Source organism: Arthrobacter sp. P1_B3 (genome assembly GCF_056406615.1).
The window spans coordinates 1-24,851 of the sequence record NZ_JBFTZV010000002.1; the positions used below are offsets into that span (position 1 = coordinate 1).

Consider the following 24,851-nt stretch of genomic DNA (forward strand, 5'->3'; position numbering starts at 1 on the left):
GGCGGGCGGGCACGGGCTCGACGCCGGGCAGCGCCGGCGCTTCGGCCCAGCGCGGGCCGAAGCCGCGGATAACCACGGACCGCGGCTCGTCGTCGTCGTCCGTGTCGAAATCCAGCACGCCGGAATCGGCGGCGGAATCGGCAGCCACGCGCGGTGCCCCGGCGGGCTGAGCCACGGCTGGCATGCCCGCGGCGCCCCCGCGCGGCCGGTGGAGCTCCACCTCAAGCCGGCTGTCGCTCAGGTGCTCAACCCGGCCGCGGCCCCATTCGACCACCGTCACGGCGCTGTCCATGGTGTTTTCGAGATCGATGTCATCGATTTCGGCGGCCGACTCCAGCCGGTAGGCGTCCACATGCACCAGGTCCGGCCCGCCCGGCCGGGGTCCTCCGGGCAGATTGGGGTGGATCCGCACCAGGACAAAGGTCGGCGAAATGATGCCTGCCCGCACGCCCAGTCCTTCCCCCAGCCCCTGCGTGAAGGTGGTCTTGCCCGCACCCAGTTCGCCGGTCAGGACCAGCAGGTCGCCCGTTTCCAGCACGGCGCCGAGGGCCGCGGCGAGCGCGTRCGTCTCCGCCGCCGTCCGGACCTCAAGGCTCCGTTCCCACGCGGGCCCGCTCACGGCCGCTCTTCGCCGGCGGAGGGTTCTTCGTGAAGGTAGCGGCGCGGCACCCGGGGGCTGATCCTGGTGACGATCTCGTAGTTGTTGGTGCCGGCGGCCCTGGCCCAGTCATCGGCCGTGGGTCCGCCGTCGGCGCCGTCGCCGAACAGCACCGCCTCGGCCCCGAGGATGCTCGGGCCTCCGGCCGTCACATGGCGGGGGCCGAGGTCGATCACCATCTGGTCCATCGCGATGCGCCCCACGACCGGATAGTTCACGCCCTCGACCCGGACCGGACCGCCGGTGGCAATGCGCGGCACGCCGTCGGCATACCCCAGCGGGATGAGCCCGAGGGTGCTGACGCCGTCCGTGCGGTAATTCAGGCCGTAGGAAACGCCCTGCCCGGCGGGCACGTCCTTGCAATGCGAAACCACAGTGCGGACCGTCATGGCCGGGCGCAGCCCGAGCTCGGCCGGGGTTTGTCCTTCGAACGGGGACAGCCCGTACAGGCCCAGGCCCACGCGGACCAGGTCAAAGTGGGTGTCCGGCCGGGAGAGGGCGGCCGGGGTGTTGGCCAGGTGGCGGACCTCGGGGTCCACGCCGGCGTCCTGGGCAACGGCGAGGACCTGACGGAACGCGGCGAGCTGCTCGTCGGTTTCGGGCCGTTCGGGTTCGTCGGCGACGGCCAGATGGGAGAAGATCCCCACGACCCGGAGCAGGCCCTGGTCCTGGTGTTCCATGGCTTCACCCACCAGGCTGTCCCAGGCGTCGAGGGTGGCGCCGTTGCGGCCGAGCCCGGTGTCGACCTTCAGATGAACGCGGGCGGGCCGTTCCTGTTCGCGGGCGGCGGCCACGATCCGGTCCAGTTCCCAGCCCGAGCATCCGATGTCGATTCCGGCGGCCACTGCGGCGGCGAAGTTGCTGTCCGGGGTGTGCAGCCAGGCCAGCAGCGGCGCCTCGATCCCGGCGGCGCGCAGGGCGAGGGCCTCGGAGATGTGGGCCACGCCCAGCCAGCTGGCCCCCGCACCGAGGGCCGCCCGGGCCACCTGGACGGCACCGTGCCCGTAGGCGTCGGCCTTGACCACGGCCATGACCTGCGCGGGTGAGGCCACGGCTGCGAGGCGGCGGACGTTGTGCCGGATGGCGTCGAGGTCGATTACGGCTGAGCGCTCCTCAGCGTGGGCCGGCACTGCCGCCGATCCGGGCAGGAGATCGCCTGTTGTTGCTTGGTAAGTCACTTAACGATTCTAGGCGCGGCGCCGCGGGCCGAATAATCGGCGGCCCCGGCCACCACTGGACATGCCGTCCCTCCCCCAGCGGGACATGCCCATTCTTCACGCCCACGAATGCGCACAACGGGCACAGGTCCACGCCTTGGCCCCACCAGAGGACATGTCCACTCGCGGCAGGAACCCGGACCGGCACCCACCGCAGGACATGCCCATTCTTCACGCCCAAGGCCGCGCACAACGGGTACAGGTCCATTCCTTGGCCCCAGCCGAGGACATGTCCACTCGTGGCAGGAACCCGGACCGGCACCCACCGCGGGACATGCCCATTCTTCGCGCCCAAGGCCGCGCACAACGGGTACAGAGCGCTCTCTCGTGAGCGTCGCAACACCTACCTGAACGTGGTGTTGATTGTGGGACGTTCACGGCGAACGAACGATTGCGTGACTGGCTGATTTACGATTCACAGGGCTTGCGGCGCCCCTTTGTGCTGCATCGCTGGTTTGGCGGACAGCGGTCAGCCGATCCGCTCGGCCAGGGACACGATAATCCCCTCAGGACCGCGCACGTAGGCCATGCGCCAGATGTGCTCGTACTGGCCGATGCCGCCAACCAGCCCGTAGCCGTCCGCGGCCAGCCGGTCGACGGTCCCCTGGAGGTCGTCGACCTCGAAGGCCACGTTGCGCAGCCCCAACTCATTGGCCATCGCCGCGGGCGATCCGGGCTGGTGGTCGGGCCGGACAAAGCTCGAGAGCTCCACACGGGTACCTCCGTCGGGCGGCCGCAGCATGACGATCTCGGTGCGGGAGTCGGGGATGCCGATGACCGTGTCGAGGAACTCGCCCTCCACGAACATCCGCGTGCCCTCGACCTCGAGACCCAGCCCGACGAAGAACGCCGTCACCGCGTTGAGATCGGCAACAGTGATACCGACATGATCGAAACGTCGTACATGTGACATGAGGTCCATCCTCCGGTGCTCATCTTCTCGATCCGTCCGAAGGGACGGAGCCGACGGGGATTCCCAACACAATCATCGGCGAAATCCTTCCGGCGCACTGATTGAACAATCCGAAGGATTGGCAGACTGCCCCTTCTCCGACAAACACCGCGATGCTGGCCTGAGTCCCGCCGGTGCGGGACGCCAGCCCGCAGCGGTCGCGGCGTCGCCCAAGACGCGGCGGTGAGCCCGGTCAGTACTCGCCCTTAATGACGAAGTAAGAGCCGCGGATAACGCCCGCCAGCTTCGACTTCTGGCGAGCGAACTTGAAGCGTGAGGCCAGTTCCTCCGGAATCTCCATGCCCTCGGCAAGTTTGAATCCGACCGCTCGCTTCCCGCCTTCCTCGATGCTGTACATGACGTTGATCGACAGCCCCGACTCGTAGAACACATAAGCCATCCGCAAACCGTCCACTTCGAAGGCGGTCGCTTCGAGCCGGCGGGAGCCGATGACGATGTCACGCTCGTCCCTGAGGATGCGGCTCACCCGGTCGACCACCTCCGGAACCTCGCCTGCAGGGCTCACTGTGAAGACGTGGCCGTACTTGTTCCGGTAATAGCGGCCCTCGTTGGCGCGCAACCCGGCCAAGGCCTCGGCGACCGGAGACGATTCCAAGCCGACAGTAGAAACGTTCTCGAAGTCAACGATGTACGGCATGCGGGCCTCCTGGTCAGATGTGCTGGGACCAATCTAACGCGACGACGTGCTGCCCGGACGTCAGAACGCACGTGCGTAGCGCGCCGATCCCCGTGACGGCCGACGCGGATAGGCGCAAAGCTGGGTTCCGGTCCAGCAGCCGGTGAAGGGGCCCTATAAGCACACGATTCGGATCGTTAGAAACGTCCGATGTTGAGGCGGATCCGTGAGCGGGCACCGGCATCCGCGGGACCGCCGAGATCTTTGCGCGGCACGATGGCATCGGCGAGGATGAATGTGATCGCCCGTGCTGTGAAGAAGGAGTCGACGCGATGACCAAGTATCTGATCTCGTTTCCGAGTGCCGCCATGGTCTTTCCTGACGAAGACCTGCAGGCCGTTTCGGATGCGGCGCATGCGGTCGTTCAGGAGGCGAAGGACGCCGGCGTCTGGGTGTTCGGCGGCGGCATCGATGAGAGCATCCCGCCCGTCATGGTCGACGGCGATGGGACGGTGAGCGAGGGCACCTACCCGCAGACGACACAGCTCGAAGGCGGCTACTCGGTGCTGGAGCTGCCCTCGTACGATGCGGCCTTGGAGTGGGCCGCGAAGATCGCGGTCGCCTGCCGTTGCGCGCAGGAAGTGCGCGCTTTCCAATACGACCCCGCCAGCTAGGTCTCGGCCGGGTCTCCTCGTCGCTGGACTCGCGGTCGACATATTCGCGATCGCACGGATTTGTCGCGCTCGACGCACCCACGAATGCGCACAACGGGCACGGGTCCACGCATTGGCTTGAACGGAGGACATGTCCATTGGCAACAGGAAGGCTCAGGAGGACATGTCCAGTGGTAACAGCAACGGCCCCGCCCAGGCGCCCCCCGGCCCGTCTACGCGTCGGACAGGTGGGCGATGGTCGCCGTCGCCCGCCGCTGCGCCTCGGGTGGGACATCGCGCACGATCTCTTCCAGGAAGCGGTAGCGGCGAAGCCATTGGCTGCCCTGCCGTTCCTTCCGGGCGTTGGCCCGCTGCCACCAGTCGGCAATGTCCCCCCAGCCGGGTGCGGCAAGTGAGCCGCCAACCTCCTGGACGGCCAGGGCGGCGCACAGATTGGCGAAGCGGAGCCGGTCTCCCAGCGGCCAGCGGGCCAGGGAACCGACAATGAATGCCGCACCGAAGCAGTCACCGGCACCGGTGGGATCGTAGGCCCGGACAGGCAGGGACGGGACCCACTCTTCCTCCCCCGTTTCCGAATCCACGGCCATGGACCCCTGGGCGCCGAGGGTGACCACCGCCACCGGAACCCTCTCTGCGAGCGAGTACAGCGCGGACCAGGGGTCGTCGCGGCCGGTGAAGTTCATAGCCTCATGCTGGTTCGGCATGAAGGCGTGGAAGTACTTCAGGTTGTCCAGCCGGGTCGAGGACCACGCGCCGGTGGGGTCCCAGCCGACATCGCCAAACAGCAGGACGCCGTTCTTGTGCGCGTCGACAGCCCACGGTTCGAGTTCCTCCCCCAGCTCCGCAACGGCTGCGAGCGCCGGCGGCGGGCATCCGACCAGCTCGGTGGAGGTCACCGGTGCCGGGTGCCCGTGCGTCACCATGGACCGGTCCTTCTCCACGCTCAAGGACACCGTGACAGGCGAATGCCAACCCGGCACACGCCGCGACAGGGACAGGTCCACATGTTCCTGGGCGGCGAGGATCTTCCAGTTGTAGTCGCCGTAGCCGTCATCGCCGAACGCGGCGGCAAGACCGGTCCGCAGTCCCAGCCGGGACGCGGCGATCGCCTGGTTGGCGACACCCCCGGGGCAGCTGCCCATCCCGTCGCTCCAGATTTCCGTTCCGGGCTGCGGCGCGTGGGGCAGCCCGGTGAAGATAATGTCCTGGAACACCGTCCCGGTCAGGAGCAGGTCGAACCCGTCCGCGGCCGGGCTGCGGACGGCAGAGAGCGGATCAAAGCGCCGCGCCGGGGTCGCGTCCATATACGGCACACTACGCTGTACCGCCGTCGAGGGAAACCGCGGGAACCGGGGCCCTGGCCTGCGGGGAATAGACTGTCCGCATGCGGCTCACGATCGCCGGCGGGGGCGGGTTCCGGGTCCCCCTGGTTTACCGGGCGCTCTCTGCCGGCCCTTTCGCGGGGCTGGTGCGGGAGCTGGTGCTCTACGACGTCGATCCCGCCAGGCTGGCGGCCATCGAGGCGGTCCTGGCCTCCCTGGCCCAGCAGGGTCCGCCGGGTTCCGGCCCGCAGGTCCGTGCCGTGTCCTCGCTCTCCGAGGCCCTCGACGGCGCAGACATGGTCTTCGCCGCCATCCGGCCCGGCGGCACGGCCGGGCGGACCGCCGACGAGCGGATCGCCCTGGACCTCGGACTCCTGGGCCAGGAAACCACCGGCCCCGGCGGCATCTCCTACGCCCTGCGGTCCATTCCGCCGATGCTGCGACTCGCGGAGGAAATGCGGAGCCGCTGCCCCGCGGCGTGGCTGCTCAATTTCACCAACCCCGCCGGCATGGTCACCGAGGCCCTGGCCCCGGTGCTCGGGCCCAAGGTGATCGGGATTTGCGACTCCGCCAGCGGCCTGGTGCACCGCGCGGCGCGGGCTGCCGGCGTCGCCCTGCCGGAAGGAACGCTCGACGGCGTGGGCTACTACGGCCTGAACCACCTCGGCTGGCTATACCGGCTGGAGGCCGGAGGCCGGGACGCCCTCCCGGAGCTGCTCGCGGACCCTGCAGCGCTGTCGGGATTCGAGGAAGGCCGGTTGTTCCCGCCCGGGTTGCTGGCCGGGCTCGGCTGCCTGCCGAATGAATACCTCTTCTACTACTACGACACCGCTCGAGCGGTGGCCGGGATGCGCGCAGCAGAGCAGACCCGAGGGGAATCCATCGCCCGGCAGCAGGCCGAGCTCTATCCCCGGCTGGCTGCCGCCGGACCGGATGCTTTTGCACTTTGGGACGCCGCCCGGCTCTCACGCGAGGAAGGCTATCTCGCTGAAGCCCGCACCTCCGGGGAACGCCGTGACGAGACCGACCTCGCCGGCGGCGGCTACGAGCGGGTGGCCCTGGCGGCCATGCGCGCCCTCTCCGGAGGCGGCGCGGCGGACCTGATCCTCAACACGCGCAACACTGTCAACGCCGCCGGGTCCGCGGCACCGGAAGCGGGCGCCGCCGGGTCAGCGGCGCAGGCGGTGCCGGCGGTGCCGGGACTGCCGGCCGACGCCGTCGTCGAAGTTCCGTGCACGGTGACGCCCGACGGCGCTGTGCCGGTCCCGCAGGATCGTCCGGCACCGGCACAACTCGAGCTGATGCGGCGCGTCAAGGACGTCGAACGGCTCGTGGTGGAGGCGACGACGACCGGCCGGCGGGAGGCGGCGCTGGCCGCGTTCGCCAGGCATCCGCTGGTGGATTCGGAGGTCCTCGCCGGCAAACTGCTGGCCGGTTATGAAGCCGCGTTCCCGGAGCTGGGCCGTCTCTGGCACGGCGGCCAGTAACGGCCCCGGGGCAGGAACGCCCGCGGCCAGTAACGGCCCGCGGCCAGCGACAACCCGCGGCCAGCGGGCCGGAACCCCTACAGCTTTCGGTACATCACATGCAGGCCCACATAGCCCAGTTCCGGGTGGTTGAACGCCTCGGGAATGGTCGCGAGCACTTCGAAACCCATGGATTTCCAGGCGGCAACGGCCCGGACATTGCTCTCCACCACGGCGTTGAACTGCATGGCCCGGAAGCCGGCGTCGCGCGCGGCCTCGAGCGAATAGGCGCAGAGGGCCCGGGCCAGTCCGCGGCCGGCCTGGGCGGGATGGACCATGTAGCCCGCATTGGCGACATGGCTGCCGCCGCCGCCCTGGTTGGGGTGCAGCTCGCCGGTGCCAAGGATGGCACCCCCTGTCCGGTCACTGTCGCTGTCGCCGGGCCCGTCGGCGACAGCGACGAACGTCTGGCCCGGCGCCTGCTTGAACCAGCGCCCGCGGGCCTCGTCCTCCGCGGTGTCCCGGTCCCAGGTAAAAGTCTCCCCGGCCCGGATGACCGGTTCCAGGATCGCCCAGATCCCCGGCCAGTCCTCCGCGCGGGCCTCCCGGATTGACCAGCCGGCTGCACGTTCAGGTTCTGTCGTTGCGCTCACAGCGGCCACGTTAGCAGTAAGCCCTGGTCTGGGAACGGACCCGTGGCGCGGTCCGGGAACGGAGCCGTGAACCAGCCGGCACTTCAGGAGTAATGTTTTATCGACATGCAGTCTGCAGAGGAAAGGGGAACCGTGTCGCTGATCCGCCGCGTCGCTTTCCTTTCCCTGCACACCTCGCCCATGGAGCAGCCCGGCTCCGGCGACGCCGGCGGAATGAACGTGTACGTCCGGGCACTGGCCGCGGCCCTGGCCGAGACCGGCGTGGAAGTGGAGATCTTCACCCGGTCCACCTCGGCCACGCAGCCCGCCGTCGAACACCCGTCCCCGGGCGTGTGCGTACACAACGTCCTCGCCGGCCCGCCACGGAAGCTGCCCAAGGAGGAGCTCCCAGGGCTGCTGCACAGCATGGTCGCCGAGATCGACCGGATCCGCCAGCTCCAGCCGCACGGCCGGTATGACGTCATCCATTCCCACTACTGGGTGTCCGGGGTGGCCGGGCTGGAGCTCGCAGAGCTGTGGCGGCTGCCTCTCGTCCACACCATGCACACGATGGCGAAGGTCAAGAACCAGCTCCTCGAGTCCGGCGAGCAGCCCGAACCGCGGCGGCGTGAGGACGGCGAGCACCGGATTGTCGACGGCGCAACCCGGCTGATCGCCAATACCGGCACCGAAGCGGCCGAGCTGGTCTCGCACTATAACGCCGACATCGACCGCATCGACGTCGCGCCGCCGGGGGTGGACTTGGCGGTCTTCACGCCGTCCTTCAGGAACCGCGCCCGGGCCCAGCACGGCGTCGTCCCGGGCAAGTTCCATCTGCTCTTCGCGGGCCGGATCCAGCGGCTCAAGGGCCCGCAGATCCTGATCAAGGCGGCCGCGCTCCTGCGTTCCCGGCGTCCGGACATCGACCTGCAGCTGACCATCCTGGGGGCCGTCAGCGGCGCCAAGGACTTCAATCTCAAGGCGCTGATCACCGCCGCCGGAATGGACGACGTCGCCACCCACCATCCGCCGGTGAACGCCCCGGAGCTGGCCGGCTGGTACCGGTCGGCCGACGTCGTGGTGATGCCCTCCTACAGCGAATCCTTCGGTCTGGTGGCCTTGGAGGCGCAAGCCTGCGGGACGCCCGTCCTCGCCACGAAAGTGGGCGGCCTCTCCCGCGCCGTCCAGGACGGCCGGACGGGGATGCTGATCGAGGGTCACAAGGCCAGCGACTGGGCGGACGCCCTCGAAGAGCTCTTCGACGACCCCCAAACGCGCACCGACATGGGGCACACCGCGGCGCTCCACGCGGAGGATTTCGGCTGGCAGCACACCGCCGCCATCACGCTGGACAGCTACCACACCGCCGTGAGCCAGTATTTTGGAAGCCTGACCATCCCGGTGGGCCACACGCCCTGAACCGGATCCGCCCCGCCCCCGCCCGGCAACTCCGGGCCGGGACCAACCCGCCGACGCCACGAGCCGAAGGACAACGATGTCTGAGACCACCACTGCCGGGAACAACGCACCCAGCGACCTGGAGATTGCCCAGCGGGCAGTCATGAAGCCGATCGGGGAGATTGCGGCGGCCGCCGGCATCAACCCGGACGCGCTGGAACTGTACGGACGCTACAAGGCCAAGATCGATCCGGCGAAGCTGACCGTTCCGGCGGGCGCCCCCATGCGGGCCCCCGGCAAGGTGGTGCTGGTCTCCGCGATGTCGCCCACCCCCGCGGGCGAGGGCAAGTCCACCACCACGGTGGGGCTCGCTGATTCCCTGGCCCGTGCCGGGCACCGCGTGATGATCGCGCTGCGCGAACCCTCGCTCGGCCCCATCCTGGGCATGAAGGGCGGCGCCACCGGCGGCGGCTACTCCCAGGTGCTGCCGATGGACCAGATCAACCTGCACTTCACCGGCGACTTCCACGCCATCACCTCGGCGAACAACGCCCTCATGGCCCTTGTGGACAACCACATCTTCCAAGGCAACGAGCTCAACATCGATCCGCGCCGGATGACGTTTAAACGGGTCCTGGACATGAACGACCGATCCCTCCGGGAGGTGGTGATTGGCCTGGGCGGGCCGGCCCAGGGCACGCCGCGGCAGGACGGCTTCGACATCACCGTGGCATCGGAGATCATGGCCGTGTTCTGCCTCGCCACGGACCTGAACGATTTGCGCGAACGGCTGGGCCGGATCACGTTCGGCTACACCTACGACCGGCAGCCCGTCACGGTGGCCGACCTCGGCGTCCAGGGCGCCCTGACCATGCTGCTCAAAGACGCGATCAAGCCGAACCTCGTACAGACCATCGCCGGCACCCCGGCGCTGGTGCACGGCGGGCCCTTCGCCAACATCGCCCACGGCTGCAACTCCCTGATCGCCACGCAGACGGCCCGCAGCCTCGCGGACATCGTGGTCACCGAGGCAGGTTTCGGCGCGGACCTCGGTGCCGAAAAGTACATGGACATCAAGTCGCGGATGGCCGACGTCGCCCCGTCCGCCGTCGTCCTCGTGGCCACCGTCCGGGCGCTCAAGATGCACGGCGGCGTACCGAAAGACCGGCTCACGGAGCCCAACGTGGGGGCGCTGGCCGCCGGCGTCGCCAATCTCCAGCGCCACATCCGCAACGTCGAGAAGTTCGGCATCATCCCGGTTGTGGCGGTCAACAAATTCGCCACGGACACGGCCGAGGAGCTGGACTGGCTGCTTCAGTGGTGCGCCGCGGAGGGTGTCCAGGCTGCGGTGGCCGATGTCTGGGGCCGCGGCGGTGGCGGCGACGGCGGGGACGAGCTTGCGGCGAAGGTGGCAGCCGCGATCGACACCCCGCACAGCTTCCGGCACCTGTACCCGCTGGACATGTCCGTCGAGGACAAGATCCGGACCATCGTGCAGGAGGTCTACGGCGCCGACGGCGTGGACTTCTCGGTGCCCGCGCTCAAACGGCTGGCGGAGATCGAGAAGAACGGCTGGTCCGGGATGCCCGTGTGCATGGCGAAGACCCAGTACTCCTTCAGCGACGACGCCGCCCGGCTCGGCGCCCCCAAGGGCTTCACCATCCACGTCCGGGACCTGATCCCCAAGACCGGCGCGGGCTTTATCGTGGCCCTCACCGGCGCGGTCATGACCATGCCCGGCCTGCCCAAGGTTCCGGCAGCGATGCGGATGGATGTGGACGACGCCGGCAACCCCGTCGGCCTCTTCTAACTCCCGCCCCCGCCCCCTGTCCCCTCCCGTTGCGCTATCACTTTTGGTTGCCATTCCGGTCCTTTGACCGCTCCAAGTGATAGCGCAACCAGGGGCCTGTGGATAACCGGAGCGGGGACCATGCGTTCGGACAAGAATGGTCCGCATGCACCCACCAGCACCCCTGCCGGCTCACCTTTCCGCGGCCCCGTTCACGGTCTACGAGGCGCGGGCTGCGAGCCTGGGCAGTGCCCGGCTCCGTTCCTCCGACCTCGCCTCGGCGGGCCGGCTGATCCATGTGCCTGTGGGCTGGGAGTTTGAAATCCGGAGCCTGGCCCGTGCCCTGTCGGCCGCGACGCCGGGCGCGTGGATTTCGCACCTCACGGCCGCCGTGCTGCTGGGGCTGTGGCTCCCGACGTGGTATCGCGGCTGCCGCGAACTGCATCTCAGCAAGCGCCGGACCCTGCCGCCGGTCCGGCGAGAGGGCGTGGTGGGGCATACCGTCCTCGCGTTCGACGACGAGCTCATGGTCCTGGACGGAATCCGGATGTCAACACCTGCCCGGACCTGGCTGGACCTAGCCCGTATCCTGCCGCTGGACGATCTCGTGGCGATGGGCGACCAGCTCGTGCGGCGGCCCCGCCCTGGACTGGAGAGCCGCACGGAGCCATGGACCACCCTTCCCGAGCTGAACACAATGTTGAAGCGCCACCCAAAGCTGAAGGGAATCGTGAAAGCGCGCGAGGCGACGGCACTGATCCGGCCCGGTGCCGACTCGGCCCCCGAGACATTCCTGCGCCTAGCGCTGACCGCAGCGGGGTTGCCGGAGCCGGAGTTGCAGCTCCGGATTGTGCCGGAAGACCCCTACTCCCCCGCCGCGGACCTCGGCTACCGCGCGCAGCGGGTGGCCATCCAGTACGACGGCGGCCACCACCTGACACGCGAGCAGCAGTCCCGGGACAACCGACGCGACGAATCGTTCAACGCGGCCGGCTGGCGCTATTTCAAATTCAACGCCGACGATCTGGCAGATGACTTCCGCGGCGCGGCCCAAAGAGTCCGGTCCGCCCTTCGTCCCCGTTAAACGCCGGTTGCCCTATCACTTACAGCGGCCAAACCAGAGGTTTAGGGACCGTAAGTGATAGGGCAACCGGGGAGAGGAGAGGCGGTTAGCGCTCCAGGTCGCCGCGGATGAAGGCCTCGACCTTTTCACGGGCGAGGTCGTCGTTGAACTGCTCCGGCGGGGACTTCATGAAGTAGCTCGACGCCGACACCAGCGGGCCGCCGATGCCGCGGTCCAGGCCGATCTTGGCGGCGCGGATGGCGTCGATGATCACGCCGGCGGAGTTGGGCGAGTCCCAGACTTCGAGCTTGTATTCGAGGGACACCGGGGCGTCGCCGAAGTTGCGGCCCTCGAGGCGGACGAACGCCCATTTCCGGTCATCGAGCCACTGGACGTAGTCTGACGGGCCGATGTGGACGTCCTTGGCGGCGAGGTCGGCCTCGACGTTGGAGGTCACGGCCTGGGTCTTGGAGATCTTCTTGGACTCCAGGCGGTCGCGCTCGAGCATGTTCTTGAAGTCCATGTTGCCGCCGACGTTCAGCTGGTACGTGCGGTCCAGGGTGACGCCGCGGTCCTCGAACAGCTTGGCCATGACGCGGTGGGTGATGGTGGCACCGATCTGGCTCTTGATGTCATCGCCCACGATCGGCACGCCCGCCGCGGTGAACTTGTCCGCCCACTCCTTGGTGCCGGCCAGGAACACCGGCAGGGCGTTGACGAATGCCACACCGGCATCGATTGCGCACTGGGCGTAGAACTCGGCGGCCTGCTGGGAGCCGACCGGCAGGTAGCAGACCATGACGTCAACCTTGGCGTCCTTGAGGGCCTGGACGACGTCGACCGGCTCCTCCGGGGACTGTTCGATGGTCTCGAGGTAGTACTTGCCAAGGCCGTCCAGGGTGTGGCCGCGCTGGACGGTGACTCCGGTCGGCGGGACGTCGGCGATCTTGATGGTGTTGTTTTCGCTGGCCAGGATGGCGGCGGACAGGTCCTGGCCCACCTTCTTGCCGTCGACGTCGAACGCGGCAACGAACTCGACGTCGCCGACGTGGTACTGGCCGAACTCCACGTGCATCAGGCCCGGAATCGTGGCCTTGGGGTCGGCGTCTTTGTAGTACTGGACGCCCTGGACCAGCGAAGTGGCGCAGTTACCTACGCCGACGATTGCAACACGAATCGGATGTGAAGACACGGAACTCCTTTTGAGAACAAGGGTGACCGGCGCGGCCGCACTCTGTTGTGCGGCGGCGGCAGGCGGACACGGCGCCGTGAGGCGCCCTTAGTAGTCTAGTCAACACTGCCGGGGCCGCGGTTGTTCCCCGGCGGCCCCGGCTCTTGTGTTAAGTCCGGGTTAAGTGCGGGTCCTGGCTACTTCTGGGCCCACAGGTTGATGTCGGATTCGACGGCGAACTCATCGATCGCGTCGACCTCGTCGGCCGTGAAGCCCAGATTGTTGATCGCAGACAGGGTGTCCTCGAGCTGCCGGACGCTGGAGGCGCCGACCAGTGCGGACGTGATGGAGGAGCCCTTGCCCTGCTCGCGCAGGATCCAGGCGATGGCCATCTGCGCGAGGGACTGTCCGCGGCTCTCGGCGATCCGGTTGAGCCCGCGTACGCGGTCCAGGTTGTCCTCGGTGATCATGGATTCGTCCAGGGACTTGTCCTGGGCGGCGCGGGAGTCGGCCGGAATGCCCTTGAGGTAGCGGTCCGTGAGCATGCCCTGCGCCAGCGGCGAGAACGCGATGGATCCGGCGCCCACCTGCTCCAGCGCCTCGTAAAGGTTGGGGGTGCCGTTCTCGGTCCAGCGGTTGAGCATGGAGTAGCTGGGCTGGTGGATCAGCAGCGGCGTGCCGAGTTCCTTGAGGATCCGGGCCGCCTCGAGGGTCTGTTCCGGGGTGTAGGACGAGATGCCGGCGTACAGCGCCTTGCCGGAGCGCACCGCCTGGTCCAGGGCTCCCATGGTCTCTTCCATCGGCGTCTCGGGGTCCGGGCGGTGGCTGTAGAAGATGTCCACGTAGTCCAGGCCCATCCGGCCCAGCGACTGGTCCAGGCTGGCCAGCAGGTACTTGCGGGAGCCAAAGTTGCCGTAGGGGCCCGGCCACATGTCGTAGCCGGCCTTGGTGGAAATGATCAGTTCGTCGCGGTACGGGGCGAAGTCGTCCTTGAAGTGACGGCCAAAGTTGGTCTCGGCGCTGCCGTAGGGCGGGCCGTAGTTGTTGGCGAGGTCGAAGTGGGTGACGCCCAGGTCGAAGGCGCGGCGCAGGATGGCGCGCTGGATCTCGAACGGCTTGTCGTCGCCGAAGTTATGCCACAGGCCCAGCGAGATGGCCGGGAGTTTCAGGCCGCTGCGCCCCACGCGGCGGTAGGGCATGGAGTCGTAGCGGGTATCAGTTGCCAAATATGTCATACGTCATATCCTGCCTTAGTTGGTGAGAATCGCGGCGCTGTGACCGGGGAGCTCGAGCCGGTTGGCGGACGGCTCACCGGTGGGAACCGGCTCTTCGCCGGGAGTCGGGTGCAGCCGGACGGCGTCGTCCGTGGCCAGGGCCAGAGTGGCGCCGCGGACCGGGAGCCGCCGCTCCCCGGCGGAAAAGTTCATCGCCACCTCGGTGCGGCCGCGGCGCAGCAGCAGCCAGCCCTCGTCCTCGCTGACGTCGACGGCGGTGTCCTCGAAGCCGGGTTCCGTCAGGTCCGGCGTGCTGCGGCGCAGCGCGATCAGCGCCCGGTACAGCTCCAGGAGGCGGGCGTGGTCCCCTCCGGAGGCCTCGGCCCAGTCGAGCTTGGACCGGGTGAAGGTTGCCGGATCCTGCGGATCGGGCACGACGGCGGGGTCCCAGCCCATGCGCTCGAACTCCCTGATCCGGCCCTCGGCCGTCGCCTTGCCCAGCTCCGGCTCCGGGTGGGAGGTGAAGAACTGCCACGGGGTGGTGGCCCCGTATTCCTCGCCCATGAACAGCATGGGCGTGAACGGTGAGGTCAGGGTGGCGACGGCGGCGAGCGCGAGCTGCCCGTAGCCCAGGGACTGCGACAGCCTGTCCCCGGTGGCCCGGTTGCCGATCTGGTCGTGGTTCTGGCTGCACACCACCAGCGCGGCGGGGTGGACCTGGGCCGGGTTGATGGGCCGGCCGTGGTGGCGGGCGCGGAAGCTGGAGTAGCTGCCGTCGTGGAAGAACCCGCGCTCCAGGACCTTGGCGAGTGCCCCGAGCGAGTCGAAGTCGGCGTAGTAGCCGGTGGTTTCGCCGCTGACGTTGACGTGGACGGCGTGGTGGAAGTCATCGCTCCACTGCCCGGCCAGGCCGTAGCCGTTGGTGTCCCGCGGGTAGAGCAGGCGCGGGTTGTTCAGGTCCGATTCGGCGATCATGGTGGCCGGGCGGCCCGTTTCCGCCGAGACGGCGTCCGCGAGGGCGCCGAAGTCTTCCAGCAGGTGCACGGCGCGCTCGTCCTTGAAGGCGTGCACGGCGTCCAGCCGCAGGCCGTCCACGTGGTAGTCCCGCAGCCACATGGCGGCGTTGTCCAGGATGTAGCGGCGCACCTCGTCCGACTCCGGTCCGTCCAGGTTGACGGAGTCGCCCCAGGTGTTGCCCTCCCCCGACTTCAGGTAGGGCCCGAACCGCGGAAGGTAGTTGCCGCTGGGGCCGAGGTGGTTGTAGACCACGTCCTGGATGACGCCAAGGCCGGCGGCGTGGGCGGCATCGACGAAGCGCTGGTATGCGGCGGGCCCGCCGTAGCCTTCGTGCACGGCGTACCAGAGGACGCCGTCGTATCCCCAGTTGTGCGTGCCGTTGAACCCGTTGACCGGCAGCAGCTCCACGAAGTCGATGCCCAGCTCCGCCAGGTACTGCAGTCTCCCTGCCGCGGCGTCCAGGGTTCCCTCCGGCGTGAAGGTGCCCACGTGGAGTTCGTAGATAACGGCGCCCTTGAGCTCCCGTCCCGCCCACTGGCCGTCAGCCCACTGGTGGCGTCCGGCGTCGAACGTGCGGGAGAGGGCGTGGACGCCCGCGGGCTGGCGCCGGGACCGCGGGTCCGGCAGCGGGGTGGGGTCCCCGTCCACCAGGTAGCCGTAGTCCGCCTCCCCGGAGGCGGGCGCCCCGGGGGCAGTCCACCAGCCGGGCGCCTCCCCGCCGCGGCGGGTCATGTCATACTTCCGGCCGTCAGCGAGGAGCGTGACCGCCTGCGCTTCGGGAGCCCAGAGATCGAAGCGGTCGTTTCCGTGTGCAGGCAAGGTCATGGCATTCTTCCGTTCCCCAAATGTCGGTACGTCAAGGACTGCTTAGGCGGTGGGCATCAGGAGGGCCACCGGATAGTCCCGCAGGATCTCCCCCACGGCTACGGTGCCCGGACCGTGCGTGGAGCCGGTCAGTTCATCGGACATGGCCGCGGCCAGCACTATGGTCGTGTCCTGCCATCCGCCGCGCCGCTCCAGGCCGCGGGGCAGCCGGGTGGCGAGCGTCAGCGCGCCCGGGGCTGAGGGGGTTCCGCGGTCAAAGGCGAGCACGTGCGCGGCGGCGCTGCCCGTGGCCGGGACCGGCGTGTACCCGGTGAACAGCTCCGGCCGGTCCCGCCGCAGGCGCAGGGCCCGCGAGGTGACGAGGAGTTTCGCTGCCTCGTCCAGGAACGACGCCGGACGCTCACCGGCGTCGAGCGCGGCGAGGGCGCGCCGTCGGGCGCCGAAGTCGAACGGCCGCCGGTTGTCCGGGTCGGTCAGCGAGCGGTCCCAGAATTCGGTGCCCTGGTAAACGTCCGGCACGCCGGGCATGGTGAGCTGCACGAGCTTGGCGCCGAGTGAGTTGACGGCCCCGTATGGCTCCAGCAGAGCCACGAGGGACTCGAGCTCTGCCGTCACCTCCGGGGTGTCGAAGGCGGCGTCGACGGCGGATGAAAGTTTCGCCTCGAAAGCCTCGTCCGGATCGATCCAGTTGGTCGAGTTCCCGGCCTCCCGGGCGGCTTTTTGTGCATAGGACTGCAGCCGGTCGCGGTCCGCGGGCCAGGCGCCCGCGATGGCCTGCCACAGCAGGTTGGCCAGCGGTCCGTCCGGCAGGGGCGCCAGCTTCTGCAGCCGCTGCAGGGAGGCCTGCCATTCCGGCGCGAGCTCCGCGAGGACCGAGATCCGGGCGCGGGTGTCCTCGCTGCGCTTGGTGTCGTGGGTGCTGAGGGTCGTCATGGACAATGGCAGACCGGCCTGGCGGCGGGCCATCCGGGTGTGGAATTCCTCCGGCGCCACGGCAAACTCGGTGGGATCGGCGCCGACTTCAGTCAGGGTGCCCAGCCGGGTGTAGCGGAAGAACGCCGTGTCTTCCACGCCCTTGGCCATGACCATCCCGGAGGTCTGCTGGAAGCGGATGCCCAGTTCGGCCTCCGCGTCGAGCAGGAGCGGCAGGAGCACGCCGACGGCGCCTTCGAGTTCGGGGCGGCGGCGGACAGCGAGTTCGCAGGCTTCCTTGAGGACGTCTGCACCCTCCGGCAGGTAGCTGCGGTAGACCGGGAACGCGGCAATGATCTCGGACAGCGCGTCCGCCGCGGCGCCCTCAGCCAGCCCTGCCCCGGCCGGGACCAGCCGTGCCAGGCGAAGCATTTCCGAGTGCAGGATTCCGTCCGTGATCCGTCGTTTGGTGCCGCGGATCATGTCGTCGTAATCGGCCGCGCCGCCGCGCAGTTCGGCGTCGAGCGCATCTAGCGGGCCCTGGCCTGCGGCGTCGACGAACACCCGGTCCACGTCCGCGAGCGCGTCGTAGCCGGTGGTGCCCTCGCACTCGAAGCCGGCGGGCAGGGTCTCACCCGGTTCCAGGATCTTCTCGATGAGCAGGTAACTGCCGCCCGTGACCTCGCGCAGCCGGTGCAGGTAACCCTCCGGATCGGCGAGGCCGTCCGGGTGGTCGATCCGTAGCCCGTCGACGAGCCCTTCCCGGAACCACCGCACAACCTCTGCGTGGGCTTCATCGAAGACCTCGGGAAGCTCCACCCGGATTCCGGCCAGGCTGTTGACGGCAAAGAACCGGCGGTAGTTCAGGTCCGTGTCCGCCCGGCGCCAGCCGATCAGCTCGTAGTGCTGCCGGTCGTGGACCTCACGGGGGTCATCGGCAGCGGAGTCACCTGCGGTATACGTGCCCTCTGCAAGCGGAAAGCGGTGGTCGTAGTAGCGCAGTTCCCCGTCACGGATCTCAAGCGCGTCCACGTCCGAGTCCGCGCCCAGCACGGGGATCCGCACGCGGCCGCCACCGTAGTCCCAATCAACGTCGAACGCCTGCGCGTAGCGGGACTGCTGCCCCTCCTTCAGGAGCGACCACCACCACGGGTTCTGGACCGGGGTCGCGACGCCGACATGGTTGGGCACGATGTCAACGAGCACGCCCATGCCGGCTTCCCGCGCGGCCGTCGACACCGCCAGCAGGCCTTCCGCGCCGCCCCGGTCCGGATCAATGGCAGAGGGATCGGTGACGTCGTAACCGTGGTCCGAACCCCGCTCCGCCGTCAGGATCGGCGAAAGATAGATCCAGTCCACGCCCAGCGACTTCAGGTACGGAACGGTCTGCGCGGCGTCCTGCAGCGTAAAGCCGGGACGGATCTGCAGCCGGTACGTCGAGACCGGGGTCCTCATGAGGCCGGGCCCTTTTTGGACCGCGGCTTCTTGCCAGCCCTGGCCGGGGCGCGTTTGCCCGGGGCGCGCTTCGCCGGAGCGGGCTCAGTCGCAGCCGCAGGCTCAGCCGCAGGGGCTGCCTCCGCCGGAGCCTCCTCGGCCGGCGCCTCCTCGGCCGGCGCCGCCGGAGCCTCCTCGGCCTCCTCGGCCGGCGCCTCCTCGGCCGGCTCGGCCGGAGCCTCCTCGGCCGGCTCGGCCGGAGCGGCAGGAACCTCGGTAACCTTGGCAACCTGCTCAGCCGGCGCAGCGGTGACCGCTTCCGCGGGAGCTTCGGCCCTGGCCGCCAGGGAGGCTGCGGCGGAGTAGTCCACCTCCACCTCCGGGCCCGAGTAGGCGCGCAGCACCACGAGGGACTTTGCCGCCAGCTTCAGGACACTCCCGGCCTTGAGCGGCTGGCCGGTGTCCGCCGAGTCGGCGGTGTCCACGAGGAGATCCCAAAACGGCGTATATTCCTCGGCCGGGAGCAAGAAATCGACGCTGTCGTCATGGGCGTTGAACGCCAGCAGAAAACTGTCGTCGGTGATACGGCGTCCGCGCGAATCCTGTTCCTGGATGCCGTGGCCGTTATAGAACACGCCGATGGTCCGGCCGAATCCGCTGCCCCAGTCCTCCGGCAGCATTTCCTTGCCGTCGGTATTGAGCCAGACGATATCCGGCAGCTTCTCGCCCTCGCCGCGGCGTACCGGGCGGCCGTCGAAGAAGCGGCTGCGCCGGAAGGTGGGGTGGTCGCGGCGGATCTTGTTGACTACCGCAGTGAACTCCACGAGCGGCTGGTCTATGGCGTCCCAGTGCACCCAGCTGAGTTCGGAGTCCTGGCAGTACGTGTTGTTGTTGCCCTGCTGGGTGCGGCCCAGCTCGTCGCCGTGCAGCAGCATCGGAACGCCCTGCGAGAGCAGCAGGGTGGCAATGAAGTTCCGCTGCTGGCGGGCGCGCAGCGTCAGCACGGCGTCGTCCTCGGTATCGCCTTCCGCGCCGCAGTTCCAGGAGCGGTTGTGCGATTCGCCGTCGTTGTTGCCTTCACCGTTGGCGTCGTTGTGCTTCTCGTTGTAAGACACGAGGTCGCGCATGGTGAAGCCATCGTGGGCGGTGACGAAGTTGATGGACGCCACCGGACGCCGGGCAGAGCTCTCGTAGAGGTCGGCCGATCCGGTCAGGCGCGAGGCGAATTCGCCCAGCGTGGACGGTTCGCCGCGCCAGAAATCACGGACGGTGTCGCGGTACTTGCCGTTCCACTCCGTCCACTGCGGCGGGAAGTTGCCCACCTGGTAGCCGCCGGGGCCCACGTCCCACGGCTCGGCAATCAGCTTGACCTGGGAGACGATCGGGTCCTGCTGGATCAGTTCGAAGAAGGTGGAGAGCTTGTCGACGTCGTAAAACTCCCGTGCCAGGGTGGAGGCGAGGTCGAAGCGGAACCCGTCCACGTGCATTTCCGTCACCCAGTAGCGCAGGGAATCCATGAGCAGCTGGAGGGAGTGCGGGTGGCGGACGTTCAGCGAGTTGCCGGTGCCGGTGTAGTCCATGTAGTGCTTCAGGTCATCGTCCACCAGCCGGTAGTAGGCGGCGTTGTCGATGCCCTTGAAGGAAAGGGTGGGGCCCAGGTGGTTGCCCTCGGCCGTGTGGTTGTAGACCACGTCCAGGATCACTTCCATGCCGGCCTTGTGCAGCTCGCGGACCATGGCCTTGAATTCCTGGACCTGGTGCCCGACGTCTCCGGAGGAGCTGTAGGTGTTCTGCGGGGCGAAGAAGCCGATGGTGTTGTAGCCCCAGTAGTTGTTGAGGCCCTTCTCCACGAGCGTGCCGTCGTTGACGAACTGGTGCACGGGCATCAGTTCCACAGCGGTAACGCCGAGTTTCTTGAGGTGCTCCACGACGGCGGGGTGTGACACGCCCGCGTAGGTGCCGCGCTGCTCCTCCGGGACCTCCGGGTGCAGCTCGGTCAGGCCCTTGACGTGGGCTTCATAGATGACGGACTCGTGGTACGGGATGCGCAGCTGGCGGTCGCCGTCCCAGTCAAAGAACGGGTTGATGACCACGCCGTGCATGGTGTGCGGAGCCGAGTCTGCGTCATTGCGGGACGCAGGGTCCCCGAAGTTATAGGAGAAGAGCGCGGGGTCCCAGTCGATCTGGCCCTGGATGGCTTTGGCATACGGGTCCATCAGCAGCTTGTTGGCATTGAACCGGTTGCCGTTGTCCGGCGCGTAGGGTCCGTGGACACGGTAGCCGTACTTCTGGCCGGGCTGGACCTGCGGCAGGTAGCAGTGCCAGACATAGCCGTCCACCTCGGTCAGTTCGATCCGGGTTTCGGACAGGTCGTCAGCCAGGAGGCACAGTTCCACGCGCTCGGCGCGTTCGCTGAACAGGGCAAAGTTGGTGCCAGTGCCGTCAAAAGTGGCTCCCAGCGGGTAAGCCGTTCCGGGCCAGACTTCCATGTGTACTCCTCGTGCGTGACGAATTATTCTCTAGACAGACTACTTGTAAGTAGGGTTAGCATTTGTTCGGGCGCACTGAGCGCGGCCGTTTATTACAGTTCCCGCATCACCTCCGGAACGGCACCGGCGATGGCCGTTGCGGTCACCGGTCCCCCTTGGGAGGCCAGGACTCCGGCGCGGCCGTGGATGCTGGCTGCCATCGCCGCGATCGCCGCCCATCTAGCGTCGGGATCGATGTCATGTCCACCGAAGCGCCCGACGTCGGCACCCAACTGGGCCAGCAGCCCACCGATAACTCCTGCCAGGACATCGCCGCTGCCTGCCGTGGCGAGCCAGGGCGTGCCCTCGGCCTGGCTGAAGAAGTCCTGGAAGGGGGAGGCTACGAGGGTCGTGGCGCCCTTGAGCAGCACCGTGGCTTCGGTCAGGCCCGCAGCCACCCGCACCGCGCTGAGCGTGGATGCTTCTACCGCGGAGCGCTCTGATGCGACCCCGAGGCGCTGAAGCAACGCCGACAGTTCGCCGGCGTGGGGTGTCAGGATCACTTGCGGGGCCAGCACGTCAGGCAGGGCGGGCAGCGCGCCGGCGTCGGCGATCGTCGGCAGGCCCGAGTCTGCGGCGTCGCGGGCGCGCTGCAACTGCTGCTCATTGGAGTCATCCAGCCCGCAGCCCACGAGCCAGGCCTGAACGTGCGTCTCGGCCACGGTGCCGTCGCTGCACACGACTTCGGGGCAGGCCTGCCGGACGAGGTCGGCGACGTCCGGCGGCCCAAGGTAACGCACCATGCCGACGCCGGCGGCCAGGGCACCCTTGCAGGCCAGCACGGCGGCGCCGGGATATGCGCCGGAGCCTGCGACCACCCCAAGCACCCCCCTGGAGTACTTGTGCGCCCGCCGCTCCGGGCGTGGCAGCAGTGCGGAAAGGTCTCCGGCCTCAAGCCGTCGCAGGGCCGGCCATGGCAGCGCTCCTTCGATGCCGATCGGAATGATCTGCACGCGGCCCGCGAAGTCGGCCCCGGGGTCTGCCAGCAGGCCTGCCTTGGCGGCACCAAAGGTCACCGTCATATCCGCGGTCAGCACCGGCGCGTGCGCCTCCCCGGTGTCCGCGTCGACGCCGCTGGGGATGTCGCAGGCCACCACGAGGGCCGGTCGGGACCGCTCCAGCGCCGCGATCAGTTCTGCGGCCGGTCCCCGCAGCCCACCCTGCGCTCCGGTCCCGAGGACCGCGTCGATCACGACGTCGGCGCCGCCGGCCATCGCGGCGAGTTCGGCCACGTTGTCCCCGGTGAGGGCCACGGCATGCCCGCCCGCTTTCCGGAACGCCGCCAGCCCGGCGTCGTGGGCCGCGCCGGCGGTGAGCACCGCCGTCGTCCGCATGCCGCGGCGGGCCAGCAGCGCTGCGGCGAAGAGCCCGTCCCCGCCGTTGTTGCCCTTGCCCGCCAGCACGGCCACGCTGGAGCCGTACAGCCGCTTCCCGCCCCCTTGCAGGCCGCTGATGACAGCGTTGGCGAGGCCGTAGGCGGCCCGCTGCATGAGAACAGCGCCCGCACCGGAGCCCAAGGTGTCGTCGAGAAATGGCTTCTCGGCGTCTCGTACCTGGGTTCCGGTGTAGGCGCTGATCATGGTTTCAGTCCATTCGCGGTCGCTGGGAAATGCCTGGCGCTCAGGCCGGTTCGGCCTGGACGGCTCTCTCAGCCTTCGGCGACAACTGTCGCGGTGGCAATCCCGCCGTCGTGGCTCATGGACAAGTGCCAGCGCTTGACGCCCTTCGACTCCGCCACAGCCAGCACGGTGCCTTTGACCTGGACGGTGGGACCGTTCTGGTCCAGCCCGATCCAGCAGTCCTGCCAGTTCATGCCGGCCGGCGCCCCCAGCACCTTGGCCACGGCCTCCTTGGCCGCAAACCGCGCGGCGAGGGAGCGCGTGTTCAGTTCCCGTTCGGCGGGGACGAACAGCCTGTCGCGCAGCCCGGGGGTGCGCTCGAGCTGCCGGCCGAACCGCTCAATGTCTACGACGTCTACGCCTATGCCAACGATCATGGCGTTATTCTACGGTCACGCTCTTGGCCAGGTTGCGCGGCTGATCCACGTCATAGCCCTTGGCCGAGGCGAGCGCGAGGGCGAAGATCTGCAGCGGAACCGTTGCGAGCAGCGGTGCCAGGAGCGTGGGGGTCTCCGGGATGTAGAAGACGTGCTCGGCGTAGGCCTTCACGGCCTCGTCCCCTTCCTCCGCGATCACGATCGTCCGGGCGCCGCGGGCGCGGACTTCCTGGATGTTGGAGACCACCTTGGCGTGCAGCGAGTCGCGGCCACGCGGAGACGGGACCACCACGAAGACGGGCTGGCCTTCCTCGATCAGGGCGATCGGGCCGTGCTTGAGCTCGCCGGCGGCGAAGCCCTCGGCGTGGATGTACGCGAGCTCCTTGAGCTTCAGCGCGCCTTCCATCGCCACCGGGAACCCGACATGGCGGCCCAGGAACAGCACGGACTTGGCGTCAGCCATGGACCGGCCGAGTTCCTTGATCTCGGCCTCGTTGTCGAGGATGCGCTGGATCTTGGCGGGAATCTTGCCGAGGTCAGCCAGGATGTCCTTGATCTCGCCCTGGAACTTGTTGCCGCGCAGCTGTGCCAAATAAAGGCCCAGCAGGTAGGCAGCCGTGATCTGGGCCAGGAACGCCTTGGTCGAGGCCACGGCGATCTCCGGTCCGGCGTGCGTGTAGAGCACGGCGTCCGATTCCCGCGGGATGGTGGACCCGTTGGTGTTGCAGATGGAGACCGTCTTGGCGCCCTGCTCCTTGGCGTAGCGGACCGCCATGAGGGTGTCCATGGTCTCGCCGGACTGGGAGATGGAGACAATCAGGGTGTTCTCGTCCACGATCGGATCCCGGTAGCGGAATTCGTGCGAGAGTTCGACCTCGGTGGGGATCCGGCACCAGTGCTCAATGGCGTATTTCGCAACCTGGCCGGCGTAGGCGGAGGTGCCGCAGGCCAGGACGATGATTTTGTCGACGTTCTTGAGCAGCTGCGGATCGACACGGAGCTCATCAAGCGTCAGCTTGCCGTGGATGTCGGAGCGGCCCAGCAAGGTCTGCAGCACGGCGTCCGGCTGGTCGTGGATTTCCTTTTCCATGAAGGACGGGAAGCCGCCCTTCTCGGCAGAGGCAGGGTCCCAGTTGACGTGGTATTCCTTGCCCTCGGCGGGGGCGCCGTAGAAGTCCGTGATCTCCACGGAGTCAGCGGTGATCGTGACGATCTGGTCCTGGCCGAGTTCCACAGCGCGCCTGGTGTAGTCGATAAAGCCGGAGACGTCGGAGCCGAGGAAGTTCTCGCCTTCGCCGAGGCCGACGACGAGCGGGGAGTTCCGGCGGGCCGCGACCACCACGTCAGGCTGGTCGGCATGGACGGCGAGGAGCGTGAACGCGCCCTCGAGCCGCTGGCAGGCGAGCTGCATGGCCAGGGTGAGGCCGCCATTGGTGGCGTCACCGCCCAGCTGGTTCCGGTAGATGTCCCCGAGCAGGGCAGCCGCTACTTCGGTGTCGGTCTCGGACTCGAATATGACGCCCTTGCGCTGGAGTTCCAGTTTGAGCTCGGCGAAGTTCTCGATGATGCCGTTGTGGATCAGGGCCAGCTTGCCGCCGTCGGACAGGTGCGGGTGCGCGTTCTGGTCCGTCGGGCCGCCGTGCGTGGCCCAGCGCGTGTGGCCGATTCCCGTGAGGGATTCCGGCAGCGGGCGGGTGTCCAGTTCCGCGATGAGGTTGCTCAGTTTGCCCGACTTCTTCCGGGACGAAATGGTGCCGTCGGCAACCACCGCAATGCCCGCGGAGTCGTAGCCCCGGTACTCCAAGCGCCGCAATCCTTCAAGGACAACGTCCAAGGCATTGTGTCCAGCATTTACCCGGCCATCTGAGTGGCCCACATATCCAACGATTCCACACATGGTCATAAGCCTAGCGGGTTTCCAGGAGGGAGGACGTGGGCCAGCGGCG

At 68.3% G+C, this 24,851-nt stretch carries 19 protein-coding genes; 5 read left to right on the forward strand and 14 right to left on the reverse strand.

The window, feature by feature from the left end; genetic code table 11:
* The 4 genes from tsaE to AC1D2F_RS02685 form a co-directional block, all read right to left on the reverse strand.
* A partial coding sequence (gene tsaE, locus AC1D2F_RS02670) for a tRNA (adenosine(37)-N6)-threonylcarbamoyltransferase complex ATPase subunit type 1 TsaE (protein WP_476966107.1) occupies positions 1–619 on the reverse strand: 619 nt, incomplete at its 3' end.
* Positions 616–1,836, reverse strand: coding sequence for an alanine racemase (gene alr / locus AC1D2F_RS02675; RefSeq protein WP_476966108.1), 1,221 nt, complete (start codon positions 1,834–1,836; stop codon positions 616–618). The genes alr and tsaE, both read right to left, overlap by 4 nt.
* A gap of 508 nt (positions 1,837–2,344) precedes the next feature.
* Entirely contained in the window at positions 2,345–2,788 is a 444-nt protein-coding gene (locus AC1D2F_RS02680) for a VOC family protein (protein WP_364745610.1), read from the reverse strand.
* 232 nt (positions 2,789–3,020) lie between these two features.
* On the reverse strand, positions 3,021–3,485 hold the full coding sequence (locus tag AC1D2F_RS02685) for a phage tail protein (RefSeq protein ID WP_476966109.1): 465 nt from the start codon (positions 3,483–3,485) through the stop codon (positions 3,021–3,023).
* A 311-nt stretch (positions 3,486–3,796) separates the two neighbouring features.
* Between AC1D2F_RS02685 and AC1D2F_RS02690 the strand changes: the two genes are divergently transcribed.
* Positions 3,797–4,138, forward strand: coding sequence for a YciI family protein (locus AC1D2F_RS02690; RefSeq protein WP_364745987.1), 342 nt, complete (start codon positions 3,797–3,799; stop codon positions 4,136–4,138).
* A 212-nt stretch (positions 4,139–4,350) separates the two neighbouring features.
* Here the strand turns inward: AC1D2F_RS02690 and AC1D2F_RS02695 are convergent, their stop codons facing one another.
* The gene (locus AC1D2F_RS02695) at positions 4,351–5,442 is read right to left on the reverse strand and encodes a carbohydrate kinase family protein (RefSeq protein ID WP_229994812.1); all 1,092 of its coding nucleotides are present in this window, start codon (positions 5,440–5,442) and stop codon (positions 4,351–4,353) included.
* Between the two features lie 80 nt (positions 5,443–5,522).
* On the opposite strand from AC1D2F_RS02695, the gene AC1D2F_RS02700 reads away from it, so the two are divergent.
* Positions 5,523–6,947, forward strand: coding sequence for a family 4 glycosyl hydrolase (locus tag AC1D2F_RS02700; RefSeq protein ID WP_476966110.1), 1,425 nt, complete (start codon positions 5,523–5,525; stop codon positions 6,945–6,947).
* 77 nt (positions 6,948–7,024) lie between these two features.
* Here AC1D2F_RS02700 and AC1D2F_RS02705 read toward each other — a convergent pair whose 3' ends face one another.
* A complete protein-coding gene (locus tag AC1D2F_RS02705) occupies positions 7,025–7,588 on the reverse strand; it encodes an N-acetyltransferase family protein (protein WP_476966111.1) in 564 nt (187 codons plus the stop codon).
* Between the two features lie 123 nt (positions 7,589–7,711).
* Here AC1D2F_RS02705 and mshA point away from each other — a divergent pair, with 123 nt between their 5' ends.
* The 3 genes from mshA (at position 7,712) to AC1D2F_RS02720 (ending at position 11,829) form a co-directional block, all read left to right on the forward strand.
* Positions 7,712–8,977, forward strand: coding sequence for a D-inositol-3-phosphate glycosyltransferase (gene mshA, locus AC1D2F_RS02710; RefSeq protein ID WP_229994818.1), 1,266 nt, complete (start codon positions 7,712–7,714; stop codon positions 8,975–8,977).
* A 76-nt stretch (positions 8,978–9,053) separates the two neighbouring features.
* Positions 9,054–10,766, forward strand: coding sequence for a formate--tetrahydrofolate ligase (locus tag AC1D2F_RS02715; RefSeq protein WP_476966112.1), 1,713 nt, complete (start codon positions 9,054–9,056; stop codon positions 10,764–10,766).
* Between the two features lie 145 nt (positions 10,767–10,911).
* Entirely contained in the window at positions 10,912–11,829 is a 918-nt protein-coding gene (locus AC1D2F_RS02720; protein WP_229992825.1) for a DUF559 domain-containing protein, read from the forward strand.
* 85 nt (positions 11,830–11,914) lie between these two features.
* Here AC1D2F_RS02720 and AC1D2F_RS02725 read toward each other — a convergent pair whose 3' ends face one another.
* The 8 genes from AC1D2F_RS02725 to glmS form a co-directional block, all read right to left on the reverse strand.
* Complete coding sequence (locus AC1D2F_RS02725) at positions 11,915–13,000, reverse strand: inositol-3-phosphate synthase (protein ID WP_476966113.1); 1,086 nt, start codon at positions 12,998–13,000, stop codon at positions 11,915–11,917.
* 176 nt (positions 13,001–13,176) lie between these two features.
* A complete protein-coding gene (gene mgrA / locus AC1D2F_RS02730) occupies positions 13,177–14,214 on the reverse strand; it encodes an L-glyceraldehyde 3-phosphate reductase (protein ID WP_476966114.1) in 1,038 nt (345 codons plus the stop codon).
* Positions 14,215–14,229: 15 nt separating this feature from the next.
* A complete protein-coding gene (gene treZ, locus AC1D2F_RS02735; RefSeq protein ID WP_476966115.1) occupies positions 14,230–16,035 on the reverse strand; it encodes a malto-oligosyltrehalose trehalohydrolase in 1,806 nt (601 codons plus the stop codon).
* A 42-nt stretch (positions 16,036–16,077) separates the two neighbouring features.
* Positions 16,078–18,402: a malto-oligosyltrehalose synthase gene (gene treY, locus AC1D2F_RS02740; RefSeq protein WP_476966116.1), complete on the reverse strand. Its 2,325-nt coding sequence runs from the start codon at positions 18,400–18,402 to the stop codon at positions 16,078–16,080.
* Positions 18,399–20,870 carry a glycogen debranching protein GlgX gene (glgX, locus tag AC1D2F_RS02745; protein WP_476966117.1) on the reverse strand — a complete coding sequence of 824 codons (2,472 nt, stop codon included), beginning with the start codon at positions 20,868–20,870 and terminating at the stop codon, positions 18,399–18,401. Before glgX ends, treY begins: the two co-directional genes overlap by 4 nt.
* A 92-nt stretch (positions 20,871–20,962) precedes the next feature.
* Positions 20,963–22,489 (reverse strand): NAD(P)H-hydrate epimerase, encoded by a 1,527-nt coding sequence (locus AC1D2F_RS02750; RefSeq protein ID WP_476966118.1) that lies wholly within the window; start codon positions 22,487–22,489, stop codon positions 20,963–20,965.
* Positions 22,490–22,557: 68 nt separating this feature from the next.
* Entirely contained in the window at positions 22,558–22,905 is a 348-nt protein-coding gene (locus tag AC1D2F_RS02755) for a holo-ACP synthase (protein ID WP_018773713.1), read from the reverse strand.
* 4 nt (positions 22,906–22,909) lie between these two features.
* A complete protein-coding gene (glmS, locus tag AC1D2F_RS02760) occupies positions 22,910–24,802 on the reverse strand; it encodes a glutamine--fructose-6-phosphate transaminase (isomerizing) (protein WP_476966119.1) in 1,893 nt (630 codons plus the stop codon).
* Positions 24,803–24,851 lie beyond the last annotated feature (49 nt).